The sequence below is a fragment of the Amycolatopsis sp. NPDC114503 genome (assembly GCF_055633655.1).
This window is the reverse complement of sequence record NZ_JBVKDT010000005.1, coordinates 510,922-526,391: the sequence shown is the minus strand read 5'-3', so window position 1 is coordinate 526,391 and position 15,470 is coordinate 510,922. Positions and strand designations below refer to the sequence as shown.

The window sequence follows — 15,470 nt, the reverse complement described above, 5'->3', positions numbered from 1 at the left end:
AGGTGACGTGGCGGGACCGCCCCAGGTTGCTTTTGCCGGTCTTGTCCAGCGAATTGTCCGGTAGACAGCGTCGCGCGGGCGGCCCGCCGGTGAACGCCGGGCAAACCGGCCGGGCGGTCCGGCAGGCACACCTCCCGTGACAAAGGGGCATCCGGTCCGCGCCCCGGTTTCCGGACGGGAATCCCTGCGGCAGCCTCGATGAGGAACCCGCGCGCTCGATCGCGGTCGGGACGTGCGAACGGTGAGGAGGAGGCGTGGACCCGGTTCCGGCCCCGGCGGGCCTGCCCGAACAAGCGGCGAGGTTCGAGGCGGCGATCGACGCCGCGAACGCCTGTTTCGCCGCGGTGAACAGCGAAATGGCGGCGCTGCAGGCGTCGTGGCGCGGCGAGGCGTCGGTCCGGTTCGGCCAGGCGATGAACGATTGGGAGCAGCAGTTCGATCGCATTCTGGGCAGTCTGGCAGATCTCGCGGACGTCGCGCGCGGTGCCGCCGCGTCTCCGGCCGCCGAGTGCTCAAATGAGCGCTTGCGGTGCGCCGACCGGCGATGAGCGGCGATCCCGGCTTCGAGCAGGCCGCCGAGGTGCTGTCCCGGATCCGCCGGACGACCGGCGACCTCGGCGCGGTGCTCGCCGAGCTGGAGTCCACAGTGGAGCCCGACGTGGCCGGCTGGCCCGCGGCGGCGCGGGCGGCCTACCGGGAGGCCAAACGGGAGTGGTCGACCGCGCTGGACCGGATGCCCGAATGCCTCGACCGGGCGGCACAAGCCTTCCGCGAGATCTCCGCCGAAGACCCGAAAAGAGGCCGCTGAACTGCGGTAACTCCGGTTTTCTTCACCAGCCTTCACGAGCGCGCCAGAAAACGTGAAGTCTCGCCCGACACACTGCGTCCAGGCAATGTGGGAGGGGTAATCGTGAAGCTCGTCAAGGTCGCAGTGCTCGCCTCGGACCCGATCACCCGGGCCGGAGCCGCGAGCCTGCTGGGTTCGCGTCCGGAGCTGGTCCTGCTCGGCCAGGACGCGGCGAGCCAGGCGGACGTGGTCCTCGTGATGGAGGAGCACGTGACCGACCGGGTGCTGTCGCAGGTGCGGGAGCTCGGCAGGCAGTCCGAGCAGCTGACCGGGCCGCATCTGGTGATCGTCGTCGACCATTTCCGCGAGAGCGACCTGATGACGGCCGTCGAATGCGGCGTCGTCGCGATCCTGCCGCGCCGCGAAACCGGCGGCGGCGAACTGGTCGCGGCGGTGCTGGCCGCCGGAGACGGCACGGCGACGCTGCCGCCGCGGCTGCAGGGCGCGCTGCTCGCGCAGGTGCAGCGGATGCGCCGCGACGTGCTGGAACCGAACGGCCTCACGCTGTCCGGCCTGGCCTCGCGCGAATGCGACGTGCTGCGGCTGGTCGCCGAGGGCTACGGCACCGAGGAGATCGCGACGAAGCTCTGCTATTCGGAGCGGACGGTCAAGAACGTGCTGTACGGCTTGATGACCCGATGCGGTCTGAACAACCGCGCGCACGCGGTGGCCTATGCCCTGCGCGCCGGCGCGATCTAATGTTCTGATCATGGCGCAGACGGCGGTAGAGATCGCTCGCGGAGTGCGGGCAGGGGAGCTGGACCCGGTCCAGGTGACCGAAGAAGCACTCGCCCGGATCGCGGCAGCGGACGGCGTCGTCGGCGCTTTCCGCCGCGTGCGCTTCGCTGAGGCACGAGCCGAAGCCGCCGAAGTCGCGGCCCGCCCGGACCTGGCTTCGCTGCCGCTGGCCGGTGTCCCGGTCGCGGTCAAAGACGTCACCGAGGTCGCCGGCGAGTACATGGGCTGGGGCTCGGAAGCAGGCCCCCGCGCCTTGGCCGACGCCGACGGCCTGATCGCCGCCCGCCTGCGCGCAGCCGGTGCCGTGATCGTCGGCCTGACCCGCGTGCCAGAGCTGTGCATCTTCCCGACCAGCGACGACCCGGACGGCATCGCTCGCAACCCCCACAACCCGGCCTTCACCGCAGGCGGCTCGTCGGGCGGCAGCGCTGCCGCGGTCGCCGCGGGCTTGGTCCCCATCGCCCACGGCACCGACGGTTTGGGCTCCATCCGCCTGCCCGCCGGAATGTGCGGAATCGTCGGCCTGAAACCCGGCCGGGACGTGGTCCGCGAAGACACCCCAGGCTGGTTCGGCCTCTCGACCCACGGCCCGCTGGCGACCACGACCGCCGACGCCGCTCTCCTGATGTCAGTGCTGGCCGACCGCCCGGACTGGGCCACCCCGGCGACCCCGGGCCCGCACCGAATCGCGACCTCGACCCAGGTCCCGTTCACCCGCGCCCCGCTGCCGCGCCCCCTGCGCGCCGCCGTCGAGCAGGCCGCCGATCTCCTGCGCTCATCCGGCCACCAGGTGGTCTCCGCGACCCCGGCTTACCCGCTCCGCGCCCTGGGCGGCCTGGTCGCCCGCTGGTTCGCCGGCCCGGCTGAACAGGTCGCGGACTCGTTCGACCGGTCCCGCCTGCAACCGCGAACCCGCGTCCACGTCGGCCTCGGCCGCCTGACGTCGCGCCTGGTCACCGACCGGGCCCGCGACGAATGGGAAGCGATCGCGGCCCAGTTCTTCGAGTCGCACGACGTGCTGGTGACGCCGACCTTGGCGACGCTGCCGTTGAAAGCCCGCCGCTGGCACCGGGAATCCTGGCTGGCCAACGCGGTCCCGTCGTCGAGGGTGGCGTCGTTCACCGGCCCCTGGAACCTGGCCGGATACCCGGCGCTGTCGGTCCCGGTCGCCCGGCACCCGGTCCACGACCTGGCGATGTGCGTGCAGCTGGTCGCCCGTCCCGGCGGAGAGCCGCTGCTGCTGGGGCTGGCGGCGGAGCTGGAGTCGGCGAACCCTTGGCCGCGGACGGTCTAGGGCTCCCGCCCTGCACGCCGTGAAGGGCTTTTGCGGGAATCCAAGCCCGTGAAGGCACCTCTCACAGACGGCTGAAGTCCGTGAGGGAATCAGAGTCCCTGAAGGTGGCCCTCACGGACTTGGCCGCAGAACCCAGCGAGGGCGGGAGGTTCGGTCCTAGCGCCAAACGCGGAGCAGGTAGCCCTCTTAGACCTCTGAACGTCCGTGAAGGGCTCCTTGAGGGAATCTGATTCCCTCAAGGAGCCCTTCACGGACTTGGTTCTCAGCGGTTCGGGAGCCCCGGGTCAGCTGCTCGGCTTGCCCGCCGTCTGCGGCTGGGACTTCGCGCCGTTTCCGGTCGAGCCGTTCCCGGACTTCGCGCCGTTTCCAGCCGCGTTTTCCGTCGATCCGCCCTTGCCCGCGCCGCCATTCGCCGACGAGCCGTTCCCCGTCGCGGCCTTCGCGGCAGAACCGTTCTCAGCCTTCGGCTTCGGCGTCGGAGACGGAGCAGCCTTCGACTCCACCGGCGCGGGCGACGGGTCCGGCTTCGCCGGGTCGTCCCCGCCAACGAGCTTCGAAGCGGCAGGCAGCACCGATTCCGACGGCAGCGCCGTCAGCAGACCTTCGCTCCGGCCGAGCACCTCGTCGGCCATCGCCAGGTTCTTGCGGGCCTGTTCGCGGATCTCCGCGAGCCGCTCGACCTTCCGCGTCGCCGCGGTGGTGCGCTGGGCCGCCTGCGTGGTCGCCTCGTCGAGCCGGCGCTTGGCCTCCGCCGTCGCCTCCTCGACGCGACGGGTCGCCTCAGCGGTGGCTTCCGCGATGCGGCGTTCGGCCTGGTTTTTGCTGGCCGTGCGCTGGTCGGTGATCAGCTTTTCGTGCGCGGTGCGCTCGGAGGTGATCTTCGCGTCGAAGTCGCGCTCGATCTTGCGGCGCTTGCGCTCGGCCTCGTTGTCGAGGAGTTCCCGGCGCTGCGCCGCCTCGACCGTCAGCCGCTGCACTTCGGCGCGGGTTTCCTTCAGCGCGGCCTCGTGCTCCGAGTGCAGCGCTTCAGCCTGCTTGTCCAGCTCTTCGACCAAGCGGTGGTACCGCTCGCGCAGCTTCGTGGACGCCTCGGTGGACGACGCCCAGTGCTTCTCGGCCGCCACCTGTGCGCGCTTGGTGATCTCCTCTGCCCGCGCTTGCGCGAGCGTGACGGTGCGCTGCATCCGCTCGTCCAGGTCCTCGAGACGCTCCGGCGGCTTCAGCAGCTCCTCGACCCGGGACTGCAGCTTCGACACCTCTCCGCGCGCCGCCTCGAGTTCGCGCGACAGCGTGGCGACCTGCGAGGCCGCCGCGTCGCGGTCGGTGATCAGCCGGTGCAGCTGACCTTCGAGGTGGTCGAGGTACTGCCGCACCTCGTTGCGGTCGAAGCCGCGCCAGGCTTCGGTGTACTCGCGCCGCAGCGGGAGGAGGCCGTTGTCTCGCTCGGGAACCATGCCCACGACCGTACCCGCGCACCTGGCGTGCGTGCCGCCAGGAGTGGTGAATCACCGCCCCGGGTCGATTCTTCGTGGCGATCTCGCCTGAACGGCCTCACCCGCCGCGCGAAGCCGTCACTACCAGTGGAAGCCGCGCGACAGCCGGGCCAGCGCCATCGCCGCGCGGGACAGGTGTTTGTCGCCCCGGCCGATCTTCAGTTTCCCGCTGCCGCCCGCCGCCGCGGAGTCCGGGAAAATCCGGAAACCCTGGTACGCGATCGCGTCGGTGAGCCCCGGTGCGAGCGTGTAGGTCAGCCCGATCGCCTGGCCCGCCGGGGTGCCGATGTGCTTCGGCCGCCGCACCAGCGCTTTCAGCACCATGTCCGCCGCCTGCTCCGGCGACTTCGTGGGGAAGGCGTCGTAGATCTTGGTCGGCCGAATCATCGGCGTGCGCACGAGCGGCATGTGGATGGTGGTGAAGGTGATTCCGTCGCCGTGCGTTTCGGTCGCCGCGATCCGGGAGAAGTAGTCCAGCGCGGCCTTCGACGCGGCATAGGCGGAAAAGCGCGGCGCGATTCCCTGCACGCCGATCGAGGAAACGTTCACGATGTGCCCGAATTTCCGCTCCGACATGTGCGGGAGGACCGCCAGGATCAGCCGCACCGCGCCGAAGTAGTTGATCGCCATCGCGCGTTCGTAGTCGTGCATCCGGTCGTACGACAGCTTGATCGACCGCCGGATCGACCGGCCGGCGTTGTTCACGAGCATGTCGATCCGGCCGTGCTCGGTGAGCATCGCGTCCACGGCCTTGTGCACCGAATCCTCGTCGGTGAGGTCCGCCGGATACACCGACGCGGTGCCGCCCGCCGCGATGATCTCGTCGCGCACTTCTTCCAGTTCGTGCTGCCGTCGCGCGACCAGCAGCGGCACCCCGCCCGCCGCGGCGACCTTCAGCGCGGTGGCCCGTCCGATGCCCGACGACGCGCCGGTGATGATCACCCGGCGGCCGTCCAGTTCGCCGCGCGGACCGTGCTTGCGCGCGCGGAACGGGTCGAGGTGTTCGCGCCAGTAGCGCCACAGCGTCGCGGCGTACTCGTCGAGCCGGGGCACCTCGACACCGCTGCCGGCCAGCGCCTTGCGCGTTTCCGCGGACGCGAACACCGACGGGAAAGCCATCGTTTCCAGCAGCACGGGCGGAATGCCGAGCCGCTCCAGCACCGCGTCGCGGGCGATGGTGAACCCGGGAATGTGCTCGCTGAGCTTGACCAGCCCGACGATTCCCTTCGACACCTTGTCGCCGAGCTGCACGGTGATCGTCGGCGCTCCGGCCGCACGGGCGAACGCGTTGTAGACCGACACCACCGGCTGCGGCTCGGGGTTCACGAGGTGGAAGGCGCGGCCGTCGAGACCCGGCGTGGCGACCAGTTCCAGCAGGGCCTTCGCGACGTAGTCGACCGGAACCACGTTGGTGTCGCCCAGATCCGGGCCCGCGGACGGGACGTCGGGCAGCCCGGCGAGCCTGCTGATCGCGGGGAAGAGGTAGTACGGGCCGTCGATCTTGTCCATCTCGCCGGTCTGCGAATCGCCGACCACGACCGCGGGCCGGTACACCCGCCACGGCACGTCGTGCTGTTCCCGGACGAGCTTCTCGGCCTCGAATTTGGTGCGGTGGTACGGCGTGATCAGCCGCTGGCCGACGTCGAACATGTCCTCGGTGAACAGTCCCTCGTGGTCGCCGGCGACGGCGACCGACGAGACGTGGTGCAGGCAGCCGGCGTTGAGGTCCGCGGCGAGGTCGAGGACGTTCTGCGTACCGTCCACATTGGCCCGGACGCTGGTTTCGTCGTCGGCGGTGATGTCGTAGAGCGCGGCGAGGTGGATGACGTGGTCGACGCCGCGCAGCGCCTCCCGGTCCGTTTCGGACACTCCCATCAGCGGTTCGCCGAGATCGCCGGTCACGAGCGTCACGCGGTCCGGATGCGGCCAGGCGTCGACGAGCGCGGCCAGCTTCTCCCTCGACGACGCGCGCACCACGAGCGCGACCCGTTCCACGTCCGGCCGGGTGAGCAGCTGCCGGGTGACCTGGCGTCCGATCAACCCGGTCGCGCCCGTCACCAAGAACTTCGCCATCTCCATCACCCTCCGCCGTGCCGCCGCCTGGACCCATGGGCATTCTGCTGCATGGACGCCGCCCTGACCACAACGCGGCAGGGTGAGGTTACTCGCAAGTAACTTAGCTCGACGAGCGGGGTCAGCAGGTCGGGCCGGGTTTTCGCGCGGAGGGAGACGGCGAAAAACCTGCGCGAGGGGACCCTTCGCGCAGGTTCGCGGGGGCACGAGGGGACCCCTCGCGCGGGCGGCGCGGACCTTTACGCCGGATCCGCGATCACCACGCGGTTCTCCTCGTACCCGTCGCTGCCGCCGATCCAGCGTCCGCCGCAGGTCACCAAAACCACCCGATGCGGACCGGCCTGCCCGAAGAGATCGTCGGCGCGGCTCGGCAGATCGTTCTTGTGCACGGTGACCAGCTGGGAAATCCGGTACCGGCTCGTCTTGCCCGCGCGGTCCACGATCGTCACCACGCCGCCGATGCGCTCGCTCCACAGTTCCGAGAACGGGCCGGTCGCGCCGCGCCAGTTCACGTGGCCCGCGAACACGCTCGCGCCGCTGACGGCTTCCAGATCCGCGCCCCACCACGCCGCCTGGCCGATGTCCGAAGGCACCGGAAGCGTGTTGCCCGGCCCGAGATCCTGGCGCACCATCGCCGCGGTCCCGCCGCCGGGCAGCCGGATCGTGCCCGGCGCCTGCGGCCCCGGATCCGGAGCTTGCCGATGCTCCGCGGGCGCGGCAGGCGGCGGTGCCGCGGCCGAACTGCTAGGCGGCGCCGCACTGCTCGACGGCGGCGGCGCGGGAGCCACTTGTTGCGGGGAAGCAGCCGGTACGGCGGCGGTGGCCGGGAACGCGCTCCCGGCCACCACCGTCGTCGGCGGAGAACTGATCACGACCGTCGCGAGTTCCACTGCCAGCACGCTTGCCGCGCCCAGCACGAACCCGCCGATCAGCCGTCCTTTTCCGGTCATTGCCCTTGCTGCTTTCGATTACCGCCGGGCCGACCGCCGAGCGGCGAACCCGACCAGCGCCGAACCGACGAGCACCAGCGCCGCGAGACCCGCGATGCCGCCCGTGGAGAAGCTCGTTTCGACAGTGCCCTTCGCCATCGTCACCGGCAGATCACCGGCGGGAATCGCGTGCGGCACTTCGTTCGGCGTATTGGCCACTGTCAGCGCAAGTGTGCCGCCCGGCGTCAGCGATCCGCACGCGGCGGGCGGGTTGTTCGGGTCGAACGCGTTGGTGTAGCCCGGCGGCGCGTTCACCTCGACCACGCAAACCTCCTGCGGGGCCAACAGGTTCTCGACGGTCGCGGTCCCGTTGTCGCCGCTGGTGGTGACCACGGCGGGCTGGCCGTCGGGCCCGTTGAGCGCCTTGCCGTCCTGACTGGTGGCCGCGCTCTTGCGGTCCTTGCCGGTGATTCGCAGCGTCGCACCGCCGATGCCCTTGCCGGTCTTGGCGTCGGTCTTGGTGACCTGCACCTTGCCCGGCTTGGCGACTGCGACGACGCCTTGCGCGGTCAGTTGCTTTTCACCGCCGGTGCCGACGACGTTCTGCACTTCGCCGTTGTGGTTGACCGGGTTCTGCACGGTCGGCTTGTCCGCGGGCGCGGACAAGGACGCGGCGAGTTTCGGCTGGTCGCCGGTCGGCGTGACCTTCACCGTCACGGTGCCGTTCGCGTCGGTCTTCAGCGTGCTGTCTTTCTGGGCGCCTTGCGGCGCGGAGTTGCCGGACGAGGAGTCCGACGTCTTTTTCGCGTCTGCTTGCTTGTCCGCCTGGCCGACCGTCGCGTCGGTGGCGGTCAGCTTCACCGGAACGTCCGGGATGCCCTTGCCCTTGGAGTTCTTCACCGTGACCGTCCAGGTCGCGGGCTGGCCGAGGTGCTGGTCGCCCTTCGGCGCGGCGACCGACGCGGTCCACGGGCCGCGGTTGGCTTCGGCTTCGGCCTTCATTTTGGTCACGTCGTCGGCCGCGGCCTGCGAAACCGCCGTGAGGAAACTGAGGTAGTCGGCCTCGGGATAGGCGACGTCCTTCTTAGGCAGGCTCGGGTCGGTGTCGCCGGGAGTGCGCGACGGCGCGGTCCACGAGTGGAGGAGGTGCGCCAGTGCGGCGGCCTCGTCGTTGTTCGTGGTGTTGCCGTAGCGCAGCAGCAAGTACGAGATGTTGGCCGCGACGTCGGCGGGCAGCTTCGTGCCCCACTTCGTCAGCAGTTCGTCGCCCGGCTTGTATACCTCTTTGCTGTCCGGCGCCTTCAGGTGGAAGCTGACGCAGAACACGTCCTTGCCGTTCACCTGGTAGGTGCCCAGCCAGTCCGTGTGCTCGTTCTTGAGAGTGATCGTGTGCCCGACGTGCTCCGGCGGCTTAGGAGGGTTCTCCGCGGCGGCCGGGGTCGCCCCCATCGCGGTTACGGAGAGTGCGCCGAGCAGTGCGGTCGCGACCAGCCCGGTGGCCGCGCGCCAGCGAGCGCGCGGGCGTGAGATCCACCCCATGGTGTGTTGGCTCCTTCGACGTGCCCGCTGACGCCTGAACGGCGTCTTCGCAGTTCACCTGATCGAACAACTCCCCGACGCGCGTTCGGTCACTTCCCGGACACGCGATGTGAAGGTTCGCGGGTCACCAGGGGAGTTGTCTAGAGACCATCGGGTGACCTGCGGTGAACGGTCGTGACCTTCATCGCCTACGGTGGCCGTAACGGGGGTGGCCCCACCCGTGCGGGTGATGAGTAAAATTGGCTTTACCCGAACGGGAACCAGCGAGCCGCCGCGGTCGTTGAACCCGATGCAAGGTGCCATAAAGTCCAGGAGGACAGGTGCGTTCCAGCAGCAACCCGGCGTTCCGCAATCTCCCGCGCGGCGCGGCCGCGACCGGGCAGTACGGGCCGAACGTCGGCTTCGACCAGCCCTACGGCCAGCCGCAGGGCCAAGGCGGCGTCCCGGGTTACGGCCCTGGGCAGATGGGTACCGCCTCCGCCGACCGTCCGATGACGGTCGACGACGTCGTCATCAAGACCGGCATGTCGCTCGGCGTCGCGCTCGTCATCGGCGTGCTCACGGCGGTCTGGGCGCAGACCCAGCTCGTCCGCGACTCCCTCGGCAGGCTTTCGCCGAGCGGTCCGCTCCTCGGCGCGCTGATCGGCGGGCTCGTGGTGGGCCTCGTCGTGTCGCTCGTGATCATCTTCAAGCAGAAGCCGAGCGGTCCGCTCACGCTCGTCTACTCCGGTGCTGAGGGCCTGTTCCTCGGTGCGCTCAGCGGCCTGTTCGAGGTGTTCCTGCCGGGCATCGCCCTGCAGGCGCTCATCGGCACCGCCGGCGTGTTCGTCGCGATGCTGGTCGTCTACAAGACCGGCGCGGTGAAGGTCACGCCGAAGCTCACCAAGTGGATCGTCGGCGCGGTCGCCGGTGTGGCCATCCTGATGCTGGTCAACCTGGTCACCGCGGTGTTCTTCGGCTTCAACCCGCTGCGCGACGGCAGCCCGCTGGCCATCGTCTTCAGCCTGGTGGTCATCGGCATCGCCGCGTTCAGCTTCCTGCTCGACTTCGACCAGGCCGACAAGATGATCCGCGCCGGCATGCCCTCGAAGTGGGCCTGGTACGCCGCCTTCGGCCTGATGACCACGCTGGTGTGGCTGTACCTCGAGATCCTGCGTTTGCTGTCTTACCTGCGCGACTAGCTTCTCGCACAGGTTTCCGGGAAGGGGCGCTCCGCGTTACGCGGAGCGCCTTTTCTGTTTTTCTGCCTCGAACCTCTGCGAGCCCCCGCGGCCGTCGTGTTGGATGTGCCGGTCGGAATCTTTCTTTCGGGTTTGCGAGGTATCACGTGAGCGTCCCCCCGCACGGGCACGGACCGCAGCCGGGCTACGGCCAGAACGGGCCGTCTCCGTTCCAGCAGCATTACGGCCCGGGCGGGATGCCGCCGCAGTCAGGTCCGGAGCGCAAGTTCCCGACCAGGATCGTGGTGCTGATCGCCGTCGCGGTGGTGGTCGTGGGGGCGGGGGTCGCCGTCGGGTTCTTCGTGTTCGGCAACTCGACCAGCAACACCCACGCGAGCGACTGCATGCACATCGAGAAGTCCGGCTCGACCACGACGACGAAAACCGTCGACTGCGCCGACCCCGGAGCGAACGTCAAGGTCGCCGTCGTCCGCGCCAACCGGAGCGGAACCTGCCCGCACGGGGACTACTACCGCTACACCACCGGCGGCAAGAACCGCCGCGTGCTCTGCCTCGTTCCCAATGTGCAGCAAGGGGATTGCCTCTCCGGGCTCCAGACCGCCACCACGACGTACCAGAAGGTGCCGTGCACCGATCCGCAGAAGAACGCGGAGATCGTCAAGCTGGTGCCCGGCGCGAAGAGCCGTTCGGCGTGCGACGGCAGCGGTTCGACCAGCGCCCGCTGGTACTCCGACCCGGAGGAAGCCATCTGCATCAAGAGCTGAGGGGCGGTACAAAGGGGCCGTCCGGACGCCCGGTTTCGGCCGTTCGTCGCACTCCGTGGGACAGGCTGCGTGCGGTGCCCGCGCGGACCTAACGTGGATCGCCGCCCGCCGCCGGGCGGGCCCGTTGATCCCCGACACCCCCAGGAGACGTGGTGGCGACCACCGATTCCCCTGTCGACGAGCGAAAACTGCTCGATTTCCCGACCTCCTGCGAGGCTCCGGCGCCGAAGCCGGAGGAGCCGGTCAAGATCGTCCCGCTGGCCGTAGCCGCGGTGCTCGCGGTCGGGCTGACCGCCTACGTCTGGGCCGCGCACGGCGCGAAATTCGGGGTCCTGCTCGTGCTGGGGCTGCTGCTCGGCCTCGCCCTTTTCCACTCCCGCTTCGGTTTCACGTCCGCCTGGCGGCAGCTGATCGCCGTCGGCAACGGCCAGGGCCTTCGCGCGCACACCCTCCTGCTCGGCACGGCCGCGACGCTCGTCGCCCTCATCTGCGGCACCGGCGCGGGTCTCTTCGGCAGCAAACCGGTGCCGGTGTCCAACGTCGGGCCGATCGGGCTCGCGTTGTTCGTCGGGGCCACGCTTTTCGCGATCGGCATGCAACTCGGCGGCGCGTGCGCGTCCGGGACGCTCTTCGCGGTCGGAGCCGGGCAGTCGACGATCGTGCTGACCCTCGGCGGTTTCATCACCGGATCGGTCCTCTACACCTGGGGTTACCCGCTTTTCACCGGCTGGCCGCAGGTTTCCGGATTCCTGCTCTCCGATCACGTCGGCTGGTTCGGCTCGTGGGCGATCACGATCGCGGTGCTCCTCGCGATCGTCTTCGCGACCCGGCTGGTGCAGAAGCGCCGCGTGCCGCCGCCGGTCGACACCGTGCCGAGCGCGCGCGGCTTCGCCCGGATCTTCCGCGGCTCCTGGCCGATCCTCGTCGGCGCGGTAGTGCTCGGCGTGCTGGCCGGTGCGGTGTACCTGGTTTCCGGCGGCATCTGGGGCGTCACGAGCGCGTTCAGCTTGTGGGGCGCGAAAATTCTCCAGGTGTTCGGACTGCACCCGGAGCAGTGGGAGTTCTGGCAGCTGAAGGCGAACGCGACGTCGCTGTCCAAGCCGATCTGGCAGGACAAGACGAGCCTCACCGACATCGGCATCATGATCGGCGCGTTCGTCGCCGCGGCGGCCGCGGGCGCGTGGAAGATCCACAGCTCGATCCCGTGGCGCACCGCCGTCGCCGCGATTCTCGGCGGAATCCTGATGGGCATCGGCGCGCGGCTGGCGAACGGCTGCAACATCGGCGCGTATCTCGGCGGAATTTCCGTCGGCAGCCTGCACGGCTGGCTGTGGGGCGCGTTCGCGCTGTTCGGTACTTGGATCGGGCTGAAACTGCGGCCGTTGTTCGGTTTGGGCAACCCTTCGCGCACGGACAGTATCTGCTGACCCGGACGGGGGCTTCTCGCAGGTCATCGTGACTGCGCGAAAAGTCCCCACGTATTTCTTCCGCCAGCGAAAAAGGCTGCGTCGCCGCTTGCCGCTCGGCTAGTCTGGAGCGCGCGCAAGGGGGAACCGCCGTCGTATTGTCGCGTCGCGGGCTTGCGCTTCACCACTACCAGATGGGGTTCCGCATGTCCGCACCAGCGACTCCGGCCGCGCCGGATGCCGGTGACAAACTCGACCGGGGAGTGCTGAAGGTCGCTTCCGTGGTGGTGCTCGGCGCCATCATGGCGATCCTCGACACCACCGTGGTCAACGTCGCGCTTCAGAAACTCACCCTTCAGTTCACCACGTCCTTCGACACCATCCAGTGGGTCGCGACCGGCTACATGCTGGCGCTGGCGACGGTCATCCCGGTCACCGGATGGGCGTCCGACCGGTTCGGCACGAAACGGCTGTACCTGCTCGCGATCGGCACCTTCCTGGTCGGCTCGATGCTGGCCGGGCTCGCCTGGAACGTCGAATCGCTGATCGCGTTCCGCGTCGTGCAGGGCCTCGGCGGCGGCATGCTGATGCCGGCCGGCATGACGATCCTGACCCGCACCGCGGGCCCGCAGCGGATCGGCCGGGTGATGTCCGTGCTCGGCGTGCCGATGCTGCTCGGCCCGATGTGCGGCCCGATCCTGGGCGGCTGGCTGGTCGACTCGGTGAGCTGGCGCTGGATCTTCTACATCAACGTCCCGATCGGCCTGATCGCCTTCCTGCTCGCGCTGAAGCTGCTGCCGAAGGACGACCCGGAGCCGTCCGGCCGCTTCGACTTCCTCGGCATGCTGATGGTGTCGCCGGGCCTGGCGGCGCTGATCTTCGGCGTCTCGCGGATCCCGTCGACCGGCACCGTCACCGCGCTCGAGGTGTGGCTGCCGGCGCTGGCGGGGCTCGTGCTGCTGGTCGCGTTCGTCCTTCGTGGACGGACAGTGGAGCATCCGCTGATCGACCTGAAGCTGTTCCGCAACCGGTCGTTCTCGGTCGCGATGGCCACGATGGCCGTGTTCTGCATCGGATTCTTCGGCGCGATGCTGTTGCTGCCCACGTATTTCGTGCTGGTGCGCGGCGAAACCGCGCTGCACGCCGGTCTGCTGCTGGTGCCGCAGAGCCTCGGCGCGGTGGTGTCGATGCCGGTCGCCGGACGGCTGGCGGACAAGATCGCGCCGCGCAAGATCGTGGTGCCCGGACTGGTGCTGATCGTCGTCGGCATGGTGGCGTTCACCCAGGTCACCGCGACCACGCCGTACCCGCTGCTGCTGGCCGCGCTGTTCGTCGTCGGGCTCGGCCTCGGCTGCACGATGATGCCGATCACCTCGGCCGCGCTGCAGACGTTGCAGTCCAAGGACATGGCGAAGGCCTCGACCGCGACGAACATCCTGCAGCAGACCGCGGGCGCGATCGGGTCCGCGGTGATGTCGATCATCCTGGCTGCGCTGCTCGCCGGGAAGTTCGGCGTCCCGACGAGCCAGGGCCAGCTGGTCGCCACCGCGGCGATGATGAACCCGGCCACGCACGACGCCGCGGCCGGCCTGGCGGGCGAGTCGTTCGCGACGACGTTCCTGTGGGGCACGATCCTGCTGGCGCTGTGCCTGGTGCCCGCGTTGTTCCTGCCGAAGAAGCGCGTCGTGCCCACGGCGACGGAATCCGGCGAGGTCGCTCCGCCGGTGCTGATGCACTGACGCTTCACCTGAAGAAAGGGCCGTCCGCGTTGCGCTCGCGGTCGGCCCTTTCCTTATGGGGACACCGGGACCGGGTCGTGCGCGGCTCGGGGCGCGAGGACGATCCCGGCCAGCAGTGCGGCAGCGGCCAGAAGGAACACGATCGGCAACGCCACGCTGGTGTCGATCACCAGCGTGATCCACCCGAACACCGCGATGCCCAGCGATCCGCCGATCTGGCGGGCGAAGGTCAGCGTCGCCATTCCGGCCCCGATGATGTCTTTCGGCACCCTGGACTGGGCGAGCAGCGTGTACGCCTGCATGGACAACCCCAGCGCGGCACCACTGCACGCCAATCCGACAACCACAACCAGCACACGCAATCCGCCCGGAGCCAGCAGCGGAATCAAAGCTGTACAGAGCAATCCCGCGACGCCGAGGACGAGGCCGAGCCTGCCCCAAGCAGTGACGCGCGGCCACCGTCGGGCCAATAACGCGAACCCGCTGGTGACCACCAGTTGCCCGATACTTATGGGCAGCAACAGAAATCCCGTGGCCGCGGGGTTTCCGCCGTTGATGGCCAACGGCACGTAGGTGAAGCTGCCGAACAACGCCACACCGGTCAGCAAGGTGACCACGATGGCGCGGGCCGCACCCGGGTCGGCGAACAACCGAGGCGGAACGAGCGGAGCAGCCGCGCGCCGTTCGACCCGGACGAACGCCACCGTTCCCGCGAGCGCGACCGCGATCAGCACCGGCGCTGCCACTGGATTTCGGGCGAGCGTGTCGCTGCTGCCCAGAACGACGATGCTGCCGCCGACAATCGCGACCAGGATCGCGCCGGCCACGTCGAACCCGCGCCGCTCCGCATGGTCGCGTTTGCCGGGCACCGACCCGATCCCCAACGCCAGAGCCGCAACGCTGACCGGAAGATTGACCAGGAAGATCGACGGCCATCCGGCGCTGGCCGCCAGCAGCCCGCCCAGCGGAGCGCCGCCGATCGAAGACACCGCGAACACCGCCGTCAGCCAACCCTGCCTGCGCACCATTTCCGTCCGGTCGAACAGTTCGGCCATCGCGGCGACCGCGGCCACGATCAACCCGCTGCCGCCCAGGCCCTGCACCGTGCGCCAACCGATCAGAGCGGTCAGGTTCGGTGCCAGCGCGCACCCGAGCGAGGCGACCGCGAAGACCACGACCGAGCCGACGAACATCCTCCGCCGGCCCCAGCGGTCGCCGAGACTCCCGTGCACCGGCGTGGCCACCGCGACCGCCAGCAGATACGCCGCGGTCACCCCGCCCACCGCACCCGGATTCCCCAGGTCAGTCCCGATCGACGGCAAGGCCGCGACGACCACGTTGGTGTCCAGCGCCGCCATCAGCATGCCCATCAGGAGCGCGGCGAACGCGGCGGTGCGGCGGTGAGCCAGCCGCGAGAATATATGCATATCGCACACGTTATGCGTGCGTATCGCATGCAGTCAAGGT

The 15,470-nt window shown here is 69.5% G+C and carries 13 protein-coding genes; 8 read left to right on the top strand and 5 right to left on the bottom strand.

What is annotated here, in order from left to right:
- Nucleotides 1–254: 254 nt before the first annotated feature.
- The 4 genes from ACZ7OI_RS24200 to ACZ7OI_RS24185 all read left to right on the top strand — a co-directional run bounded on the left by ACZ7OI_RS24200 (nucleotide 255) and on the right by ACZ7OI_RS24185 (nucleotide 2,879).
- Nucleotides 255–548 carry a WXG100 family type VII secretion target gene (locus ACZ7OI_RS24200; protein WP_470266439.1) on the top strand — a complete coding sequence of 98 codons (294 nt, stop codon included), beginning with the start codon at nucleotides 255–257 and terminating at the stop codon, nucleotides 546–548.
- The gene (locus tag ACZ7OI_RS24195; protein ID WP_470266438.1) at nucleotides 545–808 is read left to right on the top strand and encodes a hypothetical protein; all 264 of its coding nucleotides are present in this window, start codon (nucleotides 545–547) and stop codon (nucleotides 806–808) included. The genes ACZ7OI_RS24200 and ACZ7OI_RS24195 overlap by 4 nt, the downstream gene beginning before the upstream one ends.
- Nucleotides 809–910: 102 nt before the next feature.
- On the top strand, nucleotides 911–1,546 hold the full coding sequence (locus ACZ7OI_RS24190) for a response regulator transcription factor (RefSeq protein ID WP_344279883.1): 636 nt from the start codon (nucleotides 911–913) through the stop codon (nucleotides 1,544–1,546).
- Nucleotides 1,547–1,556: 10 nt separating this feature from the next.
- Nucleotides 1,557–2,879 carry an amidase gene (locus ACZ7OI_RS24185; RefSeq protein ID WP_470266437.1) on the top strand — a complete coding sequence of 441 codons (1,323 nt, stop codon included), beginning with the start codon at nucleotides 1,557–1,559 and terminating at the stop codon, nucleotides 2,877–2,879.
- 284 nt (nucleotides 2,880–3,163) lie between these two features.
- Here the strand turns inward: ACZ7OI_RS24185 and ACZ7OI_RS24180 are convergent, their stop codons facing one another.
- The 4 genes from ACZ7OI_RS24180 to ACZ7OI_RS24165 form a co-directional block, all read right to left on the bottom strand.
- Nucleotides 3,164–4,333 (bottom strand): cell division protein DivIVA, encoded by a 1,170-nt coding sequence (locus ACZ7OI_RS24180; RefSeq protein ID WP_470266436.1) that lies wholly within the window; start codon nucleotides 4,331–4,333, stop codon nucleotides 3,164–3,166.
- A 120-nt stretch (nucleotides 4,334–4,453) separates the two neighbouring features.
- Nucleotides 4,454–6,445, bottom strand: a complete 1,992-nt coding sequence (locus ACZ7OI_RS24175) for an SDR family oxidoreductase (protein WP_470266435.1) — start codon at nucleotides 6,443–6,445, stop codon at nucleotides 4,454–4,456.
- 239 nt (nucleotides 6,446–6,684) lie between these two features.
- Nucleotides 6,685–7,395 carry a class F sortase gene (locus ACZ7OI_RS24170; protein ID WP_470266434.1) on the bottom strand — a complete coding sequence of 237 codons (711 nt, stop codon included), beginning with the start codon at nucleotides 7,393–7,395 and terminating at the stop codon, nucleotides 6,685–6,687.
- Nucleotides 7,396–7,413: 18 nt separating this feature from the next.
- Complete coding sequence (locus ACZ7OI_RS24165; RefSeq protein ID WP_470266433.1) at nucleotides 7,414–8,913, bottom strand: SpaA isopeptide-forming pilin-related protein; 1,500 nt, start codon at nucleotides 8,911–8,913, stop codon at nucleotides 7,414–7,416.
- Nucleotides 8,914–9,233: 320 nt separating this feature from the next.
- On the opposite strand from ACZ7OI_RS24165, the gene ACZ7OI_RS24160 reads away from it, so the two are divergent.
- The 4 genes from ACZ7OI_RS24160 to ACZ7OI_RS24145 all read left to right on the top strand — a co-directional run bounded on the left by ACZ7OI_RS24160 (nucleotide 9,234) and on the right by ACZ7OI_RS24145 (nucleotide 14,003).
- Complete coding sequence (locus ACZ7OI_RS24160; protein ID WP_067575829.1) at nucleotides 9,234–10,094, top strand: Bax inhibitor-1/YccA family protein; 861 nt, start codon at nucleotides 9,234–9,236, stop codon at nucleotides 10,092–10,094.
- Between the two features lie 146 nt (nucleotides 10,095–10,240).
- Complete coding sequence (locus ACZ7OI_RS24155) at nucleotides 10,241–10,858, top strand: LppU/SCO3897 family protein (RefSeq protein WP_470266432.1); 618 nt, start codon at nucleotides 10,241–10,243, stop codon at nucleotides 10,856–10,858.
- 149 nt (nucleotides 10,859–11,007) lie between these two features.
- Nucleotides 11,008–12,285: a YeeE/YedE family protein gene (locus tag ACZ7OI_RS24150; protein WP_470266431.1), complete on the top strand. Its 1,278-nt coding sequence runs from the start codon at nucleotides 11,008–11,010 to the stop codon at nucleotides 12,283–12,285.
- A 185-nt stretch (nucleotides 12,286–12,470) separates the two neighbouring features.
- Nucleotides 12,471–14,003, top strand: coding sequence for a DHA2 family efflux MFS transporter permease subunit (locus ACZ7OI_RS24145; protein ID WP_470266430.1), 1,533 nt, complete (start codon nucleotides 12,471–12,473; stop codon nucleotides 14,001–14,003).
- Between the two features lie 53 nt (nucleotides 14,004–14,056).
- On the opposite strand, the gene ACZ7OI_RS24140 is transcribed toward ACZ7OI_RS24145, so the two are convergent.
- Complete coding sequence (locus ACZ7OI_RS24140) at nucleotides 14,057–15,430, bottom strand: MFS transporter (protein WP_470266429.1); 1,374 nt, start codon at nucleotides 15,428–15,430, stop codon at nucleotides 14,057–14,059.
- Between the last annotated feature and the right edge of the window lie 40 nt (nucleotides 15,431–15,470).